Source organism: Hydrogenophaga taeniospiralis (assembly GCF_020510445.1).
Taxonomy (GTDB): domain Bacteria; phylum Pseudomonadota; class Gammaproteobacteria; order Burkholderiales; family Burkholderiaceae_C; genus Hydrogenophaga.
Window position 1 is genome coordinate 4,308,739 of the sequence record NZ_JAHBAG010000001.1, and the last position, 17,950, is coordinate 4,326,688.

The following is a 17,950-nucleotide window of genomic DNA, read 5'->3' on the forward strand; positions in this document are numbered from 1 at the left end:
CACCTCGCGCCGGTCGGGCCTTGTCATGGGGCGGTCAACGTCAACCCGTTCTGCTGGAAGATCTTCAGCAGCTCACCGCTGTCGCGCAGGGATTTCATCGCGGCTTCGAGGGCCTGGCCCAGTTCCTTGTTCGCCGACTTGATCGCCATGCCCACGGGCCAGCCGGTGTCGGCGATGCCGTTGTTGAAGTTGATCTTGCTGATGCGGAACTGTCCCGCGCTGTCCGGGTGGCGCGACAGCACCGATTCGGCCTGCGCCCGCGTCACGAAGGCCGCCGCCACTTTGCCGTCCACCGCGGCCTGGACCGCCTCGGTGCCGGTGTTGTGGATCGAGACCTGCGTGCGCAGCAGCCCCCCGCCATAACCCATGAGCACGCTGGCCGCGCCCGCGCCGCGCTCGGCCGCCAGCGGCAGGCCCTTGAGGTCTTCGGGGGCCGCCGCGCTGGGCAGGCGCCGCGTGTCGTGCACCAGCACCAGCGACTGCCGCATGTACGGCTCCAGGATCCGCACCTGGGGGTTCTTCTGCGCCAGGTATTTGTCGGCGGGCACCTGCAGCATCACGTCGGCCGGGCCGTAGCCCAGGTAGTGCCCCTTCCAGACCATGTTGCGCAGGTCGTCGCCCATGTTCTCGCCGGCATCGAAGGGCAGCAGCGAGAGCTTGAGGCCCAGTTGCCGGGCCAGCGCCTCGGCCAGGGCCACGTCCAGCCCTTTCATGTCGGTCACGGCACCGTCGGAAAACGGCGCGTTGTCCTTGTACACCGCGACCTTGAGCGCGCCGCTGGCGCGGATGCGGGCCAGGTCGCTGAGCTCGGTCTGTGCCTGCGCGGGCGACACCGCGGCCAGCAGGGGCAGCAGCGCGCCGCCCAGCACCTGCCGGCGGTTGAGCGCCGAGGCGGCGGGGGTTGAGGTGTTTCGCATGGTGTCTGTCTCCGGTGGGTGGAAGGCTCGGTCTGTGCCGGCTCGGCGTTCGACATGGAAAGGCGTGGGTCCGGGCGGTTGAGCCCGGACGAGACGGGCGGACTCAACCGACAGGCGCTCAGGGCTCGCGACGGGTTTCAATGTAGGTGCGGATCGACCAGATGGCTTCCTGTGACAGCGTACCTTCGAACGGGGGCATGTAGACGCGGCCGTCGCGCACGCGCCCGCGCCGCACGGTGGAGAGGAAGTAGTCGTCCATCTCCTTGAAGCAGGTGGCTTTCTTCTCGGCGTCGGCGAAGCCGGTGCAGTCGCTGTCGAGCTTGCGCAGGTCGGGCGAGATGCCGCCCGAGATGGCTTCGAGCCCGTGGCAGCGGGCGCAGTTCTGGTTGTAGGCCGAGGTGCCGATGCGCAGCGCTTCACCGCGGGCCGGGTTCTGTTCGTTGTAGGGGTTGGCGTCGAGCCACTTGGCGCCGAGCTGGGGCAGTGTGCTGGTGTCCACGGCCTGGGGCGTCACGTCGCCGTGGGCCATCACGGCGGCGGTCACGAGGGCGCTGGCGGCCAGGGCGACGACGCGCAGTGCGCCACGCGCGGCAGGGGGGAAGGAAAGGAATTTCATGGGGCTTGTCTCCGGTTGTCAGGGTGATTCAAGCTTGTGGGTAGCAAATAGCAGGCCACCAACGCCATCGCCCCCGAATGCCCCGCCGGGGCTTGTGTTCGCCCTACAAGGCCCTGCCTCGCAAAGTGTTCCAAATTGAATCAGTTGCGCCGTGAGGGACAGGCCGCGTGACACAACGGCGGAGCCGTTTCCCGGCTTTCCGGGCGAAGGCGCCCCCCGGGGGCGGTGGCGGGTTACTTGCTATGTCCCTGTTGGAGACAACAGGCACGCGCAGTATCACACCGGGAATACCAGTGTTGCTTCGCGGGACATAACTGATGAGAATCACATGAGCCAAGACCCACAGAAGACCGAAGAGAACGCACCCCGGGAGGCATCGCAAGATCCGCGATGGCCGATGGACTACTGGGGGGGACTTCCCTCGGACCCAGGAGACGACATGAGTGCCGCCATGTACACGCGCCCCATCGGGAGAGGCGCCGAGCCTGCGCCGCCCGCCGCCTCAGCCGAGGCGGGGCCGGACCCGATCGTGCAGTCGCACCAGCGGTCCCAGGCGTATGGCATCACCGCCAACACCGAGCCCGACTTCTCAAGCCCGGGCCGCGTGGCGCTGACCGAGGCCCTGGACGAAAACCGTTTTCTGTTCCAGCACGCCGCGCCCGTCATGGAGACGCTGTACGACCAGATCGTCAACACCCACAGCATGGTGCTGCTGACCTCGGCCAAGGGCATGGTGCTGCACTCGCTGGGCGACACCGACTTCCTGGAAAAAGCCTCGCGCGTGGCACTCACGCCGGGCATGGACTGGTCGGAGCAGACCAAGGGCACCAACGCCATCGGCACCGCGCTCACCGAGGAAGAAGCGCTCACGGTGCACGGCAACCAGCACTACCTGAACGCCAACAAGTTCCTCACCTGTTCGGCCGCGCCCATCTTCGACCCCTACGGCCAGGTGATCGGCGCGCTCGACGTCACGGGCGACCACCGCAGCTTTCACCAGCACACGCTGGCGCTGGTGCGCATGTCGGCGCAGATGATCGAGAACCACATGTTCGCCGACATCTTCCCCAAGGCGATCCGCATCCACTTCCACACGCGCTCCGAATTCCTCGGCACCCTGGTCGAGGGCATCGCGGTGTTTTCGCCCGAGGGGCGCTTCATCTCGGCCAACCGCAGCGCGCAGTTCCAGATCGGGCTGCCCTTCGCCGCGCTCAAGGCCCACACCTTTTCCTCGCTGTTCGGCCTGCCGATCTCGGCGCTGTTCGAGCTGTTCAGCGGCGCCATGCCCAACCCGAAACAGCTGTGTCTGCACAACGGGGTGTCGGTGTGGTGCCGCGCCAAGATCAAGCAGGCCAACCCCTGGTCCTCGGCCAAGCCCATGGGGCAGGACCAGGAGCCCGCTGCCGAGGCCCAGGCCGGCGCGCCCGCCGCACCGTTCAAAACCAGCGTGAAGAAAATGCAGTTCTCCACCCTGCACTACCTGGACACGGGCGACCCCCAGGTGTCCAACGTGATCCACAAGCTGCGCATGGTCTCGGGCAAGGACATCCCGGTCATGATCCTGGGCGAGACCGGCACCGGCAAGGACCTGCTGGCCCAGGCCATCCACGGCGACTCGCCGCGTTCGGCGCAGCCCTTCGTGTCGGTGAACTGCGCCTCCATCCCCGAAACGCTGATCGAGTCCGAGCTCTTCGGCTACGAAGAAGGCGCGTTCACCGGTGCGCGCAAGAAGGGCTCCATCGGCAAGATCCTGCAGGCGCATGGCGGCACGCTGTTCCTCGACGAGATCGGCGACATGCCCAAACACCTGCAGGCGCGGTTGCTGCGCGTGCTGCAGGAGCGCCGGGTCAGCCCGCTGGGCGCGGGCAAGGAAGTGGACGTGGACGTGGCCGTGGTCTGCGCCACCCACAAGAACATCAAGGACATGATCGCGCGCGGCGACTTCCGCGAAGACCTCTACTACCGCCTCAACGGTCTGGTGGTGCGGCTGCCGGCGCTGCGCGAACGCACGGACTTCGAACTCGTGGTGAAGAAGATCCTGCACACGCTGTGCGAAAACGCCGCCCAGATCGGCATCTCGACCCAGGTGATGGACCTGTTCAAGCGCTACCACTGGCCGGGCAATTTCCGCCAGTTGCACAACCTGCTGCGCACGGCGGTGGTCATGGTGGGCTGCCAGGGCTCGATCGAGATGGAGCACCTGCCCGACGATTTCCTGGAAGAGCTGGAGCACGGCCTGCCCAACCCGATCGCGGCGCGCTTTCTCGGCCACGCCACACCAGCGCCGCCCCTGCCCGACATGCCCAGTACCGCCCCGATGCCCGACCCCATCGCCGAGGGCGGCCGGCTGCAGGACGTGGCCCTGAGCGCCATGGCGCAGATGCTGCGGCTGCACAAGGGCAACGTGTCGGCCGCGGCCAAGGCGCTGGGCGTGTCGCGCAACACCATCTACCGCAAGAAGGACCAGCTCCCACCGGATGTCTTGTGACTCCCGGCGCTAGTGCGTTTCCGGCGCGGAGGGGTCACTCCTCTCCATCCACACCGGCTCCAGCTCGCGCCAGGCGCGCTGCACGTTGAAGTCGTGGCGCTCGGTGTGTCCGGCCCAGGTCCGGTAGGCTGGCAGCGCCACGGTGCCCGATTCGCTGGCCTGCAGGCCCCGGTCCATGGCCTGCAGCACACCGGCACGCAGGTCGGCGAGGTAGTGGCGGGTGTCCGTCAGCGCTGGCGGCAGAGCGCCCGGCGCCACGGCGCGCGACACCGTGCTGGACACCAGCACACGCGGGCGCAGCGCGGCCAGCCGCTCCAGCGCCGCGAGCCAGCCGTCCACGCTGCCCTGGGCCAGCTCGGGCACCCGTTCGCCGTACACCAGCCCGCCGGCCCACAGCAGGCGCTCGCGCGCGCTCCACAGCACCAGATCGCCTTCGGTGTGGCCCTGCTCAACGCGCATCACCAGCAGGCGGTGCCGCCCCACACGCAAGACCTCGCCTTCGGTGAGCGTGCGGCTGGGCAGCACGATCTGCGTGCCCGCCATCGCGTCGGCCCCGAGCTTCGCGCTCAGGCTGGCCAGGCAGTCCGGGCAGCGCCGCCGCATGGCCTCGCGCGTGGGCGCGCTGGCCAGGATCTCCAGCCGGCCCGCGGCCAGCAGGTCGGCAAAGGCCGAGTTGGCGAGCACGTTCTCCGCGTGCGCATGGGTGTTGACGATCCAGCGCACCCGGGCCTGGAAGCGGCAAGCCAGCGATGCGCGCACGCGCAGGCCGTGCTGGTGGCTGGGGCCGGGGTCGATCACGAGCGCCTCGCCGCCGTCGATCACCACACTGGTGGGCGCCACATGGCCGGCGTTAAGCGCTGAGATGTCACTCGGCAAGGCGGACGGCCAGACCCACACGCCCGGCGCCAGCCGCTGCCAGGGCACGGCCTCGGCCTGGCCGCAGTCGGGCGCTTCTGCAGGGCCGGCCTGCGCCGGGGCCGCAACACCCCACAGACCACCCACGCCGGCCAGCCACAGCAGCAGCGGCCCGCCGCCGCGCCCAAGCCACCGCACCAGGGCACGCAGCGCGGCGCTCACTGGACAACCCTCCGTGCTGCGCACTGCGGGGCTGAGCGCCTTCGGAACGGCCGTGCGGCGCTCATACCGGCCTCCCCCGCACGCAGGCGCGCAGCGCCGCGAGCATGGCGGGCTCGCTCCCCAGGTGTCCGCTCGGTGGCTGGTGCAGCGTGGCGCATGGCGGGGCGGTGCGCGCGCCCAGGGCGGCCCAGGCGCGGCTGTTCTGCGGCGGGCAGATGGCGTCGAAGCGGCCGTGCACCCAGTCCACGGGCACACCCCGCTGCGCCAGCAGCAACACCGCGCGGTCGAGTTCACCGGGCCGCACAAAACCCTGGCGCCGCAGGTAGTGCGCCTGCACGCGGTATTTGTCCAGCGCGGCGCGCTCGCTGCGGCCCGGCCCCCGCTGGTGTGCCCGCGCCTGGGCGCGCCGTTGCCGGCGCCGCAGCTGCGCCCAATCGCGCCGGATCGCGGCGGCCAGCGCGGCGCGCCCCGGCCCTGAGAACGGGTTGGCCGTCTCCCCGGGCCCTGGCCCGCCCCCTGGGAGATCGCCAACACCTTGCGAGGCGTGCCGCAGGCTGCGCCGCATGCCCCGGCCCGCCGCCACCGACTCCAGCAGGCTCCAGCGCCGAACCACGCGCAGTGTTGCAACACCGGGTGTTCCACTTTGAAGCAGTTGTCTCAGCCGGGCCAGCACCGCTGGCACAGACCGACCGGGCCTGGCGGGCCAGGCGGGCTCCGGGCCGAGCGCGCCCAGCGTGCGCACCGGGGGCTGCAGCAGCCCGCCCACCTCGCGCCGGCTCAGCGCGAAAGCGCCGCGCAACACCAGGCGCTGCACCCGCTGCGGGTGCGCCTTGGCATAAGCCAGTGCCACCACCGTGCCCCACGACCCCGCCAGCAGCGACCAGCGCTCGACGCCCAGATGCCGCCGCAGCGTCTCCAGATCGGCCACCAGCGCGTGGGTGGTGTTGGCGGTGGTTTTCCCTCTGGGGCGGCTGGCGCCGCAGCCGCGCTGGTCGGGCGCAATCGCCCACTGGCGCGACAGGTCCAGCGGCGCGAGCATGCCCGGCTGGCAGCCGCTGCCCGGCCCGCCGTGCAGCAGCAACCAGGGCTCACCCCGCGGGTCGCCCACGGTGCGAAACGCCATGCGGTGACCGCGCCCGAGCGGCAACACCGCAGGCCGCGGCCAGGCGCTGCGCGGGCTGGCGCCACGCACCGGCTCAGGGTTGTCCCTAGCCTGGTGGTTTGTGGCATCGATATTGCTGAACATGGTGGCGGCTTGAGGTGCAGTGGTGCTGACAAGTTCGCAGACATGTTTCATGCCAACCCACTTTACTGGAGACAAACCATGCAATGGACCACCCCCGCTTTCACCGACCTGCGTTTCGGCTTCGAAATCACGATGTACATCGCCAACCGCTGAGCGGCGCTGGCAGATGTGATCGGGGCGCACGGGTCAACCACACGTGCGCCTTTTTTGTTCCTTTCCACGGTGAACTGACATGCACATACGGGTTCTCGGCTCTTCGGCCGGCGGCGGTTTCCCGCAATGGAACTGCAACTGCCCCAACTGTGACGGCTTTCGCCGCGGCACGCTCAAGGCGCGTGCACGCACGCAGTCGTCCATCGCGGTCAGTGCCAACGGAACCGACTGGCTGCTGGTCAACGCCTCGCCCGACATCCTGACCCAGATCCGCGACAACCCCGAGTTGCAACCGGCCCGCGCCATCCGCGACAGCGGCATCGCCGCCGCGCTGCTGATCGACGCGCAGATCGACCACGTCACCGGCCTCCTGATGCTGCGCGAGCGCCAGACGCCGCTGCCCCTGCTGGCCACGCCCGAGGTGCTCTCGGACCTGTCCGACGGTTTTCCCATCACCCGAATCCTCTCCCACTTCTGCGGCGTGAGCACGCATGCGCTGGCCATCGACGGCCGCACGCTGCCCGTGCCCGGCCTGCCCGATGTGCAGCTGCAGTGCGTGTCGCTCTCGTCCAAGCCGCCGCCGTATTCCCCGTTTCGCGGCAACCCGCGCCCAGGCGACAACATCGGCCTGGTGATCACCAACCCGCTGAACGGCCAGCGCGTGTTCTACGCGCCCGGCCTGGGCGAGGTCACGCCAGCGCTGCTGGAGCTCATGGCCACTTGTTCGGTGGTACTGGTCGACGGCACCTTCTGGACCAACGACGAAATGCAGCGCATGGGCCTGCACAGCAAGACCGCCACCGACCTGGGCCACCTGCCACAAAGCGGGCCCGGCGGCATGGTCGAACAGCTCGACCGCCTGCCCGCCCACATCCGCAAGATCCTCATCCACATCAACAACACCAACCCCATGCTGGTGGAAGACTCCGACGAACGGGCCGAACTCACGGCTCACGGCATCGAGGTTGCCCACGACGGCATGGACATTGTTTTTTAGAGCCCGCACCATGGAAATCGCCCAAGCCATCCGCAACGACAACCACCTGCCCGCCTGGAGCCCCGAAGCCTTCGAGGCCCAGCTGCGCGACAAGGGCCGCTCGTACCACATCCACCACCCGTTCAACGTGCGCATGAACGCCGGTGGCTGCACGCCCGACGAGATCCGCTGCTGGGTGGCCAACCGCTTCTATTACCAGATCTGCATCCCGCGCAAGGACGCCGCCATCCTCGCCAACATGCCCGACCGCGCGCACCGCCGGCTGTGGCTGGAGCGCATCCTGGACCACGACGGCCATGGTGACTTTGAAGGATCGGCCGCGGGCGGCATCGAAGCCTGGACGCGACTGGGCGAGGCGGTCGGCATCTCGCGCGAAGACCTGTGGTCGCTGCAGGGCGTGGTGCCCGCGGTGCGTTTCGCCTGCGACGCCTACGTGAACTTCGCGGCCAAGGCGCCGTGGCAGGAAGCCGTGTGCTCCTCGCTCACCGAGATGTTCGCGCCGCAGATCCACAAAGACCGCCTGGCCACATGGCCCACGCACTACCCCTGGATCGAGTCCGACGGCCTGGCCTATTTCCGCAACCGCATTCCGCTGGCCACGCGCGACGTCAAACACGGTCTGCAGGTCACGCTGGCGCATTTCCAGACCCGGCAGGCTCAGCACCACGCGCTGGACATCCTGCAGTTCAAGCTGGACATTCTCTGGACCATGCTCGACGCGATCGAGAAAGCCTGTCAGTGATGAACTCCCCCCTGCGCCGCTTCGCGGCTTCCCCCCAGGGGGACCACGCCTTTGGACCGGCAAAGCCGGATCTTCGGCGTGTGCTGGGATTGACACGCACGCCGGACAGGTTTCTGCGCCGCATCGAACAACCCATATGGGCACTGCGATGAGTACGTTGCCGAATCAACCCAAGCTCTCGCGGCGCTTCCGCCTGCAGTACGAGGAAGCGCAAAGCCGCTGGGTGTTGCTGTACCCCGAGGGCATGGTGCAGCTCAACCCATCGGCCGCTGAAATCCTGCAGCGTTGCGACGGCGAGCGGACGTTTGAAGGCATCGTCGCCGAGCTGGAAGCCGCGTTCAACGCGCAAGGCATTGCGCCCGAAGTGCGCGCACTTCTTGAGGAAGGACAACGCCGTGGCTGGATCGACTGACCCCCCCACCGTCGGCCAGCCGCTCTGGCTGCTGGCCGAGCTCACCTACAAGTGCCCGCTGCACTGCGTGTTTTGCTACAACCCCACGCAGCACGCGCACATCCACGACGAGATGAGCACCGCGCAATGGGTGGACGTGATGCGGCAGGCTCGCAAGCTGGGCGCGGCGCAATTGGGCTTTTCGGGCGGCGAGCCGCTGCTGCGCGACGACCTGGAAGAACTGGTGCAGGAAGCCCATGCCATGGGCTACTACACCAACCTCATCACCTCCGGCGTGGGCCTCACACCCGCGCGTGCGCAGAAGCTCAAAGACGCCGGGCTCGACCACGTGCAGCTCTCGTTCCAGGACTCCACCCGGGAGCTGAACGATTTTCTGAGCCACACCAAGACCTTCGAACTCAAGCAGCGCGTGGCCAAGCTGATCAAGGCGCACGACTGGCCGATGGTGATGAACTGCGTGCTGCACCGGCACAACCTGCCGCACGTGGGCAAGATCATCGAGATGGCGGTGGCACTCGAAGCCGAGTACCTGGAGCTCGCCAACACGCAGTACTACGGCTGGGCCTGGGTCAACCGGGACCATTTGATGCCCACGCGCGAAGAACTCGTGGAAGCCGAGGCCGTGGTCAACCGCTTCCGCGCCGAACAGGAAGGCAAGACCGGCCCGAAATGCCGCGTGCTGTTCGTGGTGCCCGACTACTTTGAAGAGCGGCCCAAGGCCTGCATGAACGGCTGGGGCGCGGTGTTCCTCTCTATCGCCCCCGACGGCCTGGCCATGCCCTGCCACAACGCGCGCGACCTGCCCGGCCTGCAGCTGCCCAACGTGAAAGACACGTCCATCGCCGAGATCTGGCAGCGCAGCAACGCCTTCAACGCCTACCGCGGCGACAGCTGGATGAAGCCCACCTGCCGAACCTGCGACGAACGCCATAAAGACTTTGGCGGTTGCCGCTGCCAGGCCTTCCTGATCACCGGCGACGCCACCGAGACCGACCCGGTGTGCAGCAAGTCGGCCCACCACCACAAGGTGGTGCAGGTGGTGAAGAACGCACCCGCGCGGCGCAACATCCCCATCGTGTTCCGCAGCGACGCCGAGTCGCGTCTGTTGCATCCTGAACCCAACGCATGAACCCACCCACGCCCGCCAGCGCCCCACACCACCGCATGCTCGGTGCCTCGCTGGTGAGCCGCATACCCGGCGCCAGCCACGGCACGCTGGCGCTGGAGCGCATGGAGCACGGCCTGTTCCTGCTCTGGCTGGCCTACATGGGCCTGCTGGTGTTTGGCGCCCTGCTGCTGTGGCAGGCCGGTGCCTGGCACCGGCTGGTGGACGCCGACCCGACGGGCCTGACCGTCACCATCGTGCTGCTGTTCATCGGTTGCTCGGTCTGGGCCGGGCGCCGCGCCTGGGTGCTGGGCTGGCAACGCCAGCGGCTCGACGCGCAGCTCGCCGCAGCGCACCACCCCACGTCACCCACCGGCTGGAGCGCCGAATACCACCAGGGCTGCGCACTGCCCGGTGCCGATCATTCCATCTGGCTGCAGGTGCTGGGCGAGCGCGCCCACGGCCCGCACGAAATGGCCTGGTGGCTCAACGGCATCCAGCTCAAGCTCGGCCTGCTCGGCAAGGTGATCGGCTTTTCCATCCTCGCGCTGCAGCTCGGCCAGATGGACAGCTTCGACGCCAGCCAGTCGTCGCTGCTGCTCAAGAACCTCACCGGCGGCCTGGGCATCGCGCTGCTCACCACCGTGACCGGCCTCACCGGCAACATCCTGCTCGGCCTGCAGCTCATGCGGCTCGACCGCTTTGCCGACGCCCTGGTGGCCGACACCCTGGCCGCCGGCCTCACGCCGCCCGCCACCCCACCGCAGGAGCCGCCCCATGGCGATCGGCCGCGCGGTCCGTGACACCGAGACCGATCCGTTCTACGACATGTTGTTCAACATGTTGATCGCCTTCGTCTTCTGCTTCGTCATCGCCCTGCTCTCGTTCAACCCCAAGGCCCGCAAGGCCGGCGACATCCCGGCCAAGGCCGAGTTCATCGTCACCGTGTCCTGGCCCGACAACAACCCCAACGACGTGGACGCCTGGGTGCTGGAGCCCGGCGGCAAGACGCTGTGGTTCCGCCAGCGCGACGCCGGCATGCTGCACCTGGACCGCGACGACCGCGGCGCCAAGAACAACAGCGTGCTCGTCAACGGCCGCGAGATCAGCAGCCCGGTCCGCCAGGAGATCGTCACCCTGCGCGGCCTGGTGCCGGGCGAATACGTGGTGAACGCGCACTACTACGAAAGCAAAGACAAGCTGCCGGTGGACGTGTCGGTGGCCGTGGTGAAGGTCAACCCGCAGGCCGAGATCGTCTACACCGGCACGCAGCAGATCCCCGCCAAGGGCGACGAACGCACCCTGGTGCGCTTCAGCATCGACGAGGGCGGCAACGTCACCGACCTCAACACCCGGCCCCTGACGATCGTGCAGCGCTCCGGACTCTGACCCCCACCAGAACAATCATGATCCCTGCCGTCTCCTCCCAGTTGCTGCTGCTCGTGCTGGTGTACGCGCTGCTCGCGTTCCTGCTGCTCTGCCTGTGCCTGGCCACGCGCTGGCCCTGGGCCGTGAAGGGCGCGATGGTGCTGCTGGTCAGCGGCTTCTATCTGTTTGGCCACCACACGCTGCAAGGCATCGCCGGCTGGCCAAGCGACGATGCCCTGCCCAAGCGCTTCATGCTGCTCTCGGCCGTGTTCGACGAGCCCAGCCCCGGCCGCGGCCACAAGGGCGCCATCTACATCTGGGTCAACCCCATGAAAGACAACGCGCCGCTGGAAATGCCGCGCGTGTTTCGCCTGCCGTATGAAAAAGACCTGCACCGCATCCTCGGTGACGGCATCAAGAAGGCGCGCGAAGGCAACACCCAGATGGGCAGCACCGAGCCCAAACGCGGCCAGGGCGGCCTGGCCTGGCTGCTGCCCGCGAGCAACGACAAGGTGGAGATCAAGTTGACGGACCTGCCACGCGCCCAGTTACCCGAAAAATGAGCGCTCGCACCCCAACCAGCCGCAGTGTCTTGCCCCCTCTCCCGCCCGCGGGAGAGGGTCGGGGTGAGGGCCCGCGCACCCACACCTCACCCATCACCATCGCGGCCACAGCAGCCACCCTCTTCCTCACCGCCTGCAACCCCAGCAACCAAGGCAATGACTGGTTCCCCCTGCGCGAAGGCGACGAACAAACCCTGGCCGTGCGCTACACCAGCGAAGAGCCCCGCGAACCCGAACAATGGACCCTGCGCGTGGCCCAGCCCGAGACGTTTCAAGACCAGACCGTCGCCGTGCGCCACCACTCCGCCGGCGTGAGCTACTACCTCAAGGCGGACGAGCAAGGCATCCGCCGCATCGCCACCCGCACCGACATCGACAACCAGCCCACGGCCGACGCCGACCCGATCTGGGTGCTGAAAGCACCGTACCAGGTCGGCACCGAATGGACCACGCCCACCGTGCCCTACCTGATCCAGCGCCGGAACGAACACCCACGCGACCTGAAATACACCCACAAGGCGCAGATGACCTGGCGCATCGAAGCGGTGGACGACAGCGTGAAGCTCGCCGATGGCAGCACCCACCAACCCTGCCTGCGCGTGGTCGGCCTGGCCCGCCTGAACCTCTACACCGACCCGGTGAACGGCTTCACCGACGTGCCTCTGATCAGCCGCGAGTGGTATTGCCAGGGCGAGGGGTTGGTGAAGTTCGAGCGCGAGGAAAAAGTGCCCAGTGGGTTTCTCACCGGGGGCGTGCTCACAGCGGAGTGGGAGCGATGAGGCAGCAACATCGGTCTGCAACAAGGCCTGGCACTCTGGCCGCTTGGTGGCCATGCCCTTGAAGCTGCGCAGCAAGTGGGTGAACGTTGTGCCGACACCATAGTTTCACTTGGTGCCACGCTGCTCATCAGCTCCCGCCAGCCGCTCCGCTGTCTTCGCCGTGTTCGACACCACCCACAAGCGCAGTTTCTCCAGAAACACCCGCCCGCTGGGCGCGAGCAGCGGCGCCAGTTCGTCGCACGCCCCCTGCAGCGCAGCCGGTAGCTGACGCGCAAGTTCGGCGGCGGTCGCTCGCGCGCCAGCGCGGTCACCTGCTCGCGGCCCCCACCTGGCCGGGCAACACTTCACGCCCCAAGCTGAACGCGAATTCGCGCGAGAGGCCGGGGTAGATACGGGTACACATGAGGTCGTAGAACGGGGTGAGCCGCACACCAGCACCGGGCAGCTCGTAGATGGACAGGTTTTTGGCGTGGCTGTCGTTGTTGCAGGTGAACAGGTTGAAGAACACCCACTGCACCAGGTGGCGCAGGTCCAGCGCGGCCCATGTGGTGGCCTCGTAGCGGGACGGCTGCGGCACCTGACCGGCGGGCAGCAGCACGAAGCCACCGGCCGTGTCACCCGCCACCTCCAGCAACATCGCAAACAGGGTGGAGGCTTTGCGCTGCCCGGAGAGGTAGACGCGCAGCTCGCCTTCGGGCAGCAGATTTTCAAAGAAGGCCTGCACGGCATCGGACCGCTGTGGGCCGGGCAGCAAGGGAATGGCGGCCACGGGCCGGGGCTGGGCGCGCTGCAGCCAGTTGGCTGCGTATTCAAAGACGAGGGGCGATGCGTCGCGCACCGCGCCCACGCGCTCGGTGCCGAAGAACACGTCCAGCGTGTCGGGCCGGGCCATCAGATGGCCTGCCGCGATTTGGGCCGGACCACCACCTCCAGACCCAGCAGATCCAGCAGGTCGAGCACCTTCTGCAGTTGTACGGTGGGCTTGCCGTTTTCCAGCTCGACGATGAAGCGGTTGCCGGTGTTGCCCAGGCCCGCCACGTCAAGCTGACGCAGGGCGAGCCGGGCGCGTTGGTTTCGCACGAGGGCGCCCAACTCGGCCGAGGTCTTGACGACCGCTGCCAAATCAGATGAATTACCGATCGGGACTTTTTTTGGATGGGGCATGGTTGTGCACCTGCTTGATTACCTATCGGTAATTTTGTGTGCACAACCCCCTGCGGCCAAGGAAAAAATGACCGAGCGGTCATTGATGAACAGAGCCATGATGGACGGCGGGGCTGCCCCCGGCAGACCCCAGCCGCCTCGCTCCTTCCAAGCAGCAACGCACCACGTCGCGGGCATGCAACCCGCGTGGTGCGTTACCGAACCGGATCAGCGCTTGCCGCCGCCGTTGCCGCCGCCCTTTCCACCACCGTTGCCGCCCCCGCCATTGCCGGAGTTGCCGCCTTTGCCGCCGTTACCGGAGTTACCGCCGGCGTTGCCACCGCCGCCCGCATTGGAACCTCCGCCCTTGTTGCCGCTGTTGCCGGCGCCTTGGCCGCCACCGGCATTGCTGTTGCCGCTGTTACCGCCCTTTGCTTTGCTGCCCGCCGTTGCGGGGCGACCGGTGGTGGTCGCGACGGTCAGTCCGTCGGCTTTGTCGGCCCGGTTGGCCGCGCTGACCACGGCGCCCAGGCGCAGGCCCAGGCTGTTGGCGATCTGGCCCCAGCCCATGCCGCTGTCGCGCAGCGCCTGCACATCGCTGGTGGCCAGGGCGAGCTGTGCGGTGGTGGGTTCGGTGATGCCCTGCTGGCTGAGGTTGGCCCGGGCCAGTTGCAGGGCCATCTCTTGCTGTCGCGCAGACACGACGGGATCGACGACGGTCGGCACCGGTTCGACCACCACGGTGACCTGGGCCCAGGCGGCGCCAGCGGCCAGGCCGGCGATGGCCAGCACGAGCGGGCGCAGGGTGTTCAGAGTGTTGATTCGGTGTGGGTTGTTCATGAGGGTCTCCATGTGAAAAAAGCCGAAGTGGATGCTACCCAGGGTAGGCGAGCGGCCCGGTCTCCAGATGTGACAACACGTATCAGCACAACACCGCGCGACCCGCGGCACAGGCCAGGCAACAAAACGTAAACGCGGAAAGAAAGAACGCATTTCAGGCGGATTTAAGGGACGGATCGCATCGTTGCGTCGGCGGTGCGAGGGGCACCTCCGACGGCCGGCCCGGCTTCGGGTCGATGGCGTCATCACAAACACCAATGAGGACACACAGACATGAACCACCCAAACACCTCCTCCACCCGCTCGCCACTGGCCGGACTGCGGTTGCTATCGGCCTCATTGCTCATGGCAGGCCTGGTCGCCTGCGGTGGCGGCAGTGACGGCAGCACCACCGCCACAGCCAAGTCGTACAAGGGCACGGTGACCACCTTTGACAGCCCGCAGAGCTTCAGCGTGGACGGCATCCCGGTCGATGCCAGCGGCTCCAACGCCGTGCCCCAGAACATGGCCAAGGGAACCCGGGTCGAGATTCAGGGCGAGATGGTCAATGGCCGACTGCAGGCACGGCGCGTCGAACTCGACGATGACGACGCGGGCGATGACGCCAATGTCGATCCCAATGAGCTCGATGGCCGTGTGACAGCCTATTCAGGCCCCACCCATTTCAGCGTGGACGGCATCCCTGTCGATGCGAGCGCTGCCCCCACCACGCTGGCCGTCGGGGTGCGCGTCGAGGTGTATGGAACGATGACCAACGGCACCATGGTGGCCAGCCGTGTCAAGCTCGAAGATCAGGACTCTGCCGATGACACCCCGGACGACGGCGACGATGACAGTCCGGACGACGACACCGACGACGACTCCAGCGACGATGACTCGGCCGGTGGCGACGACGACAGTTGCGATGCCGTGGGCAAATCGGACTGTGAAGACGACGGCAAGGACTGATGGAGGCCCGGGCGCAGGGGTTCGGCGCACAACCGCCGAGTACCTGCGCCGCCGGTTCAGGGTTTGATGGTCATGACCCACTCGGCCAGGGTCTTGATGTCGGCCGGGCTCATGCTGGGGTGTGCGGGCATGGGAATGCGGCCCCATTTGCCCTTGGAGCCGTTCTGGATGGACTGCACCAGTGAGGCCACGGCGTCTTTGTCGTCCTTGTATTTTTCGTGCACGGCGCTGTAGGCCGGCCCGACGATCTTTTCCTTGGCCGAGTGGCAGGACAGGCAACCGTTGTTCTTGGCCAGTTCGATGGCGGCGGCCTCGTCCACCGCGTGTGCGGCGCCAGAGGCGAACAGGAGGCCGGAGGTGAGGAGGATGAGAGTGCGCATGTCGATCTCGAAAAACAACAGAAACAAAAAAGGGTGAGGGCTCAAACTCGGCAGAAACCGCCAAGAGCCCCCACCCAGCACACACCAAGGATCCGGCTCCGCCGGTCCAAGGTGTGGTCCCCCCTCAGGGGGGACGCCGCAAAGCGGCGCAGGGGGGAACCTACTTCATCAACTTGAAGGTCCAGACGGAACCGCCCTGTTCGAGGAAGTTGACCTTCTTGGCCACTTCACCACCCCACAGCGGCACCGCGCCACCCCAGCCGGAGACCACGCTCACGTACTGATCGCCGCCTTCGGTCCAGGTGATGGGAGGGGCCACCACGCCGGAGCCGGTCTGGAACTGCCAGACCACCTTGCCGGTCTTGGCATCGGCCGCCTTCAGGTAACCCTCGGGCGTGCCCCAGAACACCAGGTCGCCCACGGTCAGCACACCACCCCAGAGCGGCGCTTCGTTCTTCACTTCCCACTCGACCTTGCCGGTCTTGGGGTTGATGGCGCGCAGCGAACCGATGTGGTCGTCAAACAGCGGCTTGATGGTGAAACCCGCGCCCAGGTAGGCGGCGCCCTTCTTGTAGGTGATGGGTTCGTTCCAGATCTCCATGCCCCATTCGTTGGTGGGCACGTAGAACAGGCCGGTCTTGGGGCTGTAGGCCATGGGCATCTGGTTCTTGCCGCCCAGGAAGCCGGGCGCCGAGAACACCGGCTTGCCCTTGGCACCATCGCCACCGGCCGCGGTCGGGTCGCCCGGGCGGTTGGCGGGGTCGAAGTTGGGGCGGCCGGTCTTGAGGTCGATGCCGGTGGCCCAGGTCACCTTCTTCACGAAGGGGAAGGCGTTGAGCAGCTTGCCGTCGGCCGCATCCAGCACGTAGAAGAAGCCGTTGCGGTCGGCCTTGGCGCCAACGCGTTTGCCGTCCATGTCGAAGGTGATGAACTCGTTCACACCGTCGTAGTCCCAGCCGTCGTTGGGCGTGGTCTGGTAGTGCCACTTGATCTGGCCGGTCTTCACGTCGATGGCGACGGTGGAGGCCGAATACAGGTTGTCGCCCTTGCGCACGTGGCTGTTCCAGGGGCCGGGGTTGCCGGTGCCGAAATAGGCCAGGCCGGTCTTGGGGTCGTAGCTGCCGCCGAGCCAGGTGGCCGCGCCACCGGTCTTCCAGGTCTCGCCGGGCCACGATGCGTTGGTGGTGCCGGTGATGCCGTTTTCCTTGCCGTCCTTGTAGCCCATGTGGCCTTCGACCATGGGGCGCACCCAGACCATCTTGCCGGTCTTGGGGTCGCGCGCTTCCACGCGGCCGACCACGCCGAACTCACCACCGGAGACACCGGTCATGAGCAGGCCTTCGGCGATCAGCGGCGCAGCGGTGTAGCTGTAGCCGGCGGAGTAGTCGTCGATCTTCTCGCGCCACACCACCTTGCCGGTGTCCTGGTCGAGCGCCACCAGCTGGGCGTCCAGCGTGCCGAAGATGACGAGGTTGTCGTACAGCGCGGCGCCGCGGTTGATCACGTCGCAGCAGGGCATGATGCCCTCGGGCAGGCGGTGCTCGTACTTCCAGAGCTTCTTGCCGGTCTTGGTGTCGAGCGCGAAGATGCGCGAATAGGATGCGGTGACGAACATCTTGCCCTTGTTCACCAGCGGCTGAGCTTCCTGGCCGCGCTGCTTTTCACCACCGAAAGACATGGACCACGCGGGCACCAGCTTGGCGATGGTTTTTTCGTTGATGCCGGTCAGCGACGAGTAGCGCTGGCCCTGGGTGCCCAGGCCCCAGCTGAGCACGTTCTCGGGGGTCTTGGCGTCGTCCGCGATCATCGCGTCGGTCACGCCCTGGGCGCCGACATGGGCCGTGGCGGCCATGACCAAAAGGCTCAATAGAGTGCGTTTCACTGGTTTGTCTCCTGCTCGTTCGTGAGGTTGATGGGCTGGCGTGCCCGGCCGTTCGTGAACTCCCGACCCTCCGGTCTGTGGGTTGCACGTGCATCAAGGGGGCAACTTCTGTGCCACGCCGCTCCCAAGCCTTTTTCGCGTTTTTTGGGCGCCTTTTCCGCGTCTTTTTGCGACGGTTCCGAGGGTATTCCCTAGGCCTGAGTGGGGGTTGGCGCGCAGAACTGCGCCAGCCACTGTTCCCCCGCCTGCATCGGGGCCGTGACACTGTTCAGAAATGTGGCAGCCACATGGTCA

The 17,950-nt window shown here is 67.3% G+C and carries 20 protein-coding genes; 11 read left to right on the forward strand and 9 right to left on the reverse strand.

The annotated features are described in order from the left end of the window. Positions 1 to 23: 23 nt before the first annotated feature. The gene (locus KIH07_RS20630) at positions 24 to 917 is read right to left on the reverse strand and encodes a substrate-binding periplasmic protein (RefSeq protein ID WP_226493747.1); all 894 of its coding nucleotides are present in this window, start codon (positions 915 to 917) and stop codon (positions 24 to 26) included. A gap of 118 nt (positions 918 to 1,035) precedes the next feature. Continuing rightward, on the reverse strand, positions 1,036 to 1,533 hold the full coding sequence (gene pedF / locus KIH07_RS20635; protein ID WP_226493748.1) for a cytochrome c-550 PedF: 498 nt from the start codon (positions 1,531 to 1,533) through the stop codon (positions 1,036 to 1,038). A gap of 439 nt (positions 1,534 to 1,972) precedes the next feature. Here pedF and KIH07_RS20640 point away from each other — a divergent pair, with 439 nt between their 5' ends. Continuing rightward, positions 1,973 to 4,021 (forward strand): sigma-54-dependent Fis family transcriptional regulator, encoded by a 2,049-nt coding sequence (locus KIH07_RS20640; protein WP_226493749.1) that lies wholly within the window; start codon positions 1,973 to 1,975, stop codon positions 4,019 to 4,021. Positions 4,022 to 4,030: 9 nt separating this feature from the next. Here the strand turns inward: KIH07_RS20640 and KIH07_RS20645 are convergent, their stop codons facing one another. After that, positions 4,031 to 5,098 (reverse strand): MBL fold metallo-hydrolase, encoded by a 1,068-nt coding sequence (locus tag KIH07_RS20645; protein ID WP_226493750.1) that lies wholly within the window; start codon positions 5,096 to 5,098, stop codon positions 4,031 to 4,033. A gap of 61 nt (positions 5,099 to 5,159) precedes the next feature. Continuing rightward, complete coding sequence (locus tag KIH07_RS20650; RefSeq protein WP_226493751.1) at positions 5,160 to 6,221, reverse strand: alpha/beta fold hydrolase; 1,062 nt, start codon at positions 6,219 to 6,221, stop codon at positions 5,160 to 5,162. A gap of 201 nt (positions 6,222 to 6,422) precedes the next feature. Between KIH07_RS20650 and pqqA the strand changes: the two genes are divergently transcribed. From pqqA to KIH07_RS20695, 9 genes are all read left to right on the forward strand, one after another. Next, positions 6,423 to 6,497, forward strand: a complete 75-nt coding sequence (gene pqqA / locus KIH07_RS20655; protein ID WP_068167214.1) for a pyrroloquinoline quinone precursor peptide PqqA — start codon at positions 6,423 to 6,425, stop codon at positions 6,495 to 6,497. A 79-nt stretch (positions 6,498 to 6,576) separates the two neighbouring features. Then, positions 6,577 to 7,494, forward strand: a complete 918-nt coding sequence (gene pqqB / locus KIH07_RS20660; RefSeq protein WP_226493752.1) for a pyrroloquinoline quinone biosynthesis protein PqqB — start codon at positions 6,577 to 6,579, stop codon at positions 7,492 to 7,494. Between the two features lie 10 nt (positions 7,495 to 7,504). Next, positions 7,505 to 8,236 (forward strand): pyrroloquinoline-quinone synthase PqqC, encoded by a 732-nt coding sequence (gene pqqC, locus KIH07_RS20665; protein ID WP_226493753.1) that lies wholly within the window; start codon positions 7,505 to 7,507, stop codon positions 8,234 to 8,236. Between the two features lie 148 nt (positions 8,237 to 8,384). Then, complete coding sequence (gene pqqD / locus KIH07_RS20670; protein WP_226493754.1) at positions 8,385 to 8,648, forward strand: pyrroloquinoline quinone biosynthesis peptide chaperone PqqD; 264 nt, start codon at positions 8,385 to 8,387, stop codon at positions 8,646 to 8,648. Further along, complete coding sequence (pqqE, locus tag KIH07_RS20675) at positions 8,632 to 9,777, forward strand: pyrroloquinoline quinone biosynthesis protein PqqE (protein ID WP_226493755.1); 1,146 nt, start codon at positions 8,632 to 8,634, stop codon at positions 9,775 to 9,777. Before pqqD ends, pqqE begins: the two co-directional genes overlap by 17 nt. Then, positions 9,774 to 10,556, forward strand: coding sequence for a hypothetical protein (locus KIH07_RS20680; RefSeq protein WP_226493756.1), 783 nt, complete (start codon positions 9,774 to 9,776; stop codon positions 10,554 to 10,556). The genes pqqE and KIH07_RS20680 overlap by 4 nt, the downstream gene beginning before the upstream one ends. Then, the gene (locus tag KIH07_RS20685) at positions 10,531 to 11,142 is read left to right on the forward strand and encodes a hypothetical protein (RefSeq protein WP_226493757.1); all 612 of its coding nucleotides are present in this window, start codon (positions 10,531 to 10,533) and stop codon (positions 11,140 to 11,142) included. The genes KIH07_RS20680 and KIH07_RS20685 overlap by 26 nt, the downstream gene beginning before the upstream one ends. A gap of 17 nt (positions 11,143 to 11,159) precedes the next feature. Further along, positions 11,160 to 11,684 carry a hypothetical protein gene (locus KIH07_RS20690; protein WP_226493758.1) on the forward strand — a complete coding sequence of 175 codons (525 nt, stop codon included), beginning with the start codon at positions 11,160 to 11,162 and terminating at the stop codon, positions 11,682 to 11,684. Continuing rightward, a complete protein-coding gene (locus KIH07_RS20695) occupies positions 11,681 to 12,463 on the forward strand; it encodes a hypothetical protein (protein ID WP_226493759.1) in 783 nt (260 codons plus the stop codon). Before KIH07_RS20690 ends, KIH07_RS20695 begins: the two co-directional genes overlap by 4 nt. Positions 12,464 to 12,770: 307 nt before the next feature. Here KIH07_RS20695 and KIH07_RS20700 read toward each other — a convergent pair whose 3' ends face one another. The 3 genes from KIH07_RS20700 to KIH07_RS20710 all read right to left on the reverse strand — a co-directional run bounded on the left by KIH07_RS20700 (position 12,771) and on the right by KIH07_RS20710 (position 14,446). Next, on the reverse strand, positions 12,771 to 13,355 hold the full coding sequence (locus tag KIH07_RS20700; protein WP_226493760.1) for a HipA domain-containing protein: 585 nt from the start codon (positions 13,353 to 13,355) through the stop codon (positions 12,771 to 12,773). Beyond that, positions 13,355 to 13,543, reverse strand: coding sequence for a hypothetical protein (locus tag KIH07_RS20705; RefSeq protein ID WP_319004835.1), 189 nt, complete (start codon positions 13,541 to 13,543; stop codon positions 13,355 to 13,357). Before KIH07_RS20705 ends, KIH07_RS20700 begins: the two co-directional genes overlap by 1 nt. Before the next feature lie 291 nt (positions 13,544 to 13,834). Next, on the reverse strand, positions 13,835 to 14,446 hold the full coding sequence (locus KIH07_RS20710; RefSeq protein WP_226493762.1) for a hypothetical protein: 612 nt from the start codon (positions 14,444 to 14,446) through the stop codon (positions 13,835 to 13,837). Positions 14,447 to 14,719: 273 nt separating this feature from the next. Here KIH07_RS20710 and KIH07_RS20715 point away from each other — a divergent pair, with 273 nt between their 5' ends. Next, positions 14,720 to 15,394: a DUF5666 domain-containing protein gene (locus KIH07_RS20715; protein ID WP_226493763.1), complete on the forward strand. Its 675-nt coding sequence runs from the start codon at positions 14,720 to 14,722 to the stop codon at positions 15,392 to 15,394. A gap of 56 nt (positions 15,395 to 15,450) precedes the next feature. On the opposite strand, the gene KIH07_RS20720 is transcribed toward KIH07_RS20715, so the two are convergent. Together KIH07_RS20720 and KIH07_RS20725 are read right to left on the reverse strand one after the other, a co-directional pair. Beyond that, the gene (locus KIH07_RS20720) at positions 15,451 to 15,774 is read right to left on the reverse strand and encodes a c-type cytochrome (RefSeq protein WP_226493764.1); all 324 of its coding nucleotides are present in this window, start codon (positions 15,772 to 15,774) and stop codon (positions 15,451 to 15,453) included. A 160-nt stretch (positions 15,775 to 15,934) separates the two neighbouring features. Further along, a complete protein-coding gene (locus KIH07_RS20725) occupies positions 15,935 to 17,626 on the reverse strand; it encodes a PQQ-dependent methanol/ethanol family dehydrogenase (protein WP_226494782.1) in 1,692 nt (563 codons plus the stop codon). Positions 17,627 to 17,950: the final 324 nt, after the last annotated feature.

Coding starts and splice junctions, on each gene's coding strand:
- KIH07_RS20630 (WP_226493747.1), bottom strand. CDS start 917: ATGCGAAACACCTCAACCCCCGCCGCCTCGGCGCTCAACCGCCGGCAG.
- pedF (WP_226493748.1), bottom strand. CDS start 1,533: ATGAAATTCCTTTCCTTCCCCCCTGCCGCGCGTGGCGCACTGCGCGTC.
- KIH07_RS20640 (WP_226493749.1), top strand. CDS start 1,973: ATGAGTGCCGCCATGTACACGCGCCCCATCGGGAGAGGCGCCGAGCCT.
- KIH07_RS20650 (WP_226493751.1), bottom strand. CDS start 6,221: ATGGCGTTTCGCACCGTGGGCGACCCGCGGGGTGAGCCCTGGTTGCTG.
- pqqB (WP_226493752.1), top strand. CDS start 6,577: ATGCACATACGGGTTCTCGGCTCTTCGGCCGGCGGCGGTTTCCCGCAA.
- pqqC (WP_226493753.1), top strand. CDS start 7,505: ATGGAAATCGCCCAAGCCATCCGCAACGACAACCACCTGCCCGCCTGG.
- pqqD (WP_226493754.1), top strand. CDS start 8,385: ATGAGTACGTTGCCGAATCAACCCAAGCTCTCGCGGCGCTTCCGCCTG.
- KIH07_RS20680 (WP_226493756.1), top strand. CDS start 9,774: ATGAACCCACCCACGCCCGCCAGCGCCCCACACCACCGCATGCTCGGT.
- KIH07_RS20685 (WP_226493757.1), top strand. CDS start 10,531: ATGGCGATCGGCCGCGCGGTCCGTGACACCGAGACCGATCCGTTCTAC.
- KIH07_RS20690 (WP_226493758.1), top strand. CDS start 11,160: ATGATCCCTGCCGTCTCCTCCCAGTTGCTGCTGCTCGTGCTGGTGTAC.
- KIH07_RS20695 (WP_226493759.1), top strand. CDS start 11,681: ATGAGCGCTCGCACCCCAACCAGCCGCAGTGTCTTGCCCCCTCTCCCG.
- KIH07_RS20700 (WP_226493760.1), bottom strand. CDS start 13,355: ATGGCCCGGCCCGACACGCTGGACGTGTTCTTCGGCACCGAGCGCGTG.
- KIH07_RS20710 (WP_226493762.1), bottom strand. CDS start 14,446: ATGAACAACCCACACCGAATCAACACTCTGAACACCCTGCGCCCGCTC.
- KIH07_RS20715 (WP_226493763.1), top strand. CDS start 14,720: ATGAACCACCCAAACACCTCCTCCACCCGCTCGCCACTGGCCGGACTG.
- KIH07_RS20720 (WP_226493764.1), bottom strand. CDS start 15,774: ATGCGCACTCTCATCCTCCTCACCTCCGGCCTCCTGTTCGCCTCTGGC.
- KIH07_RS20725 (WP_226494782.1), bottom strand. CDS start 17,626: ATGGCCGCCACGGCCCATGTCGGCGCCCAGGGCGTGACCGACGCGATG.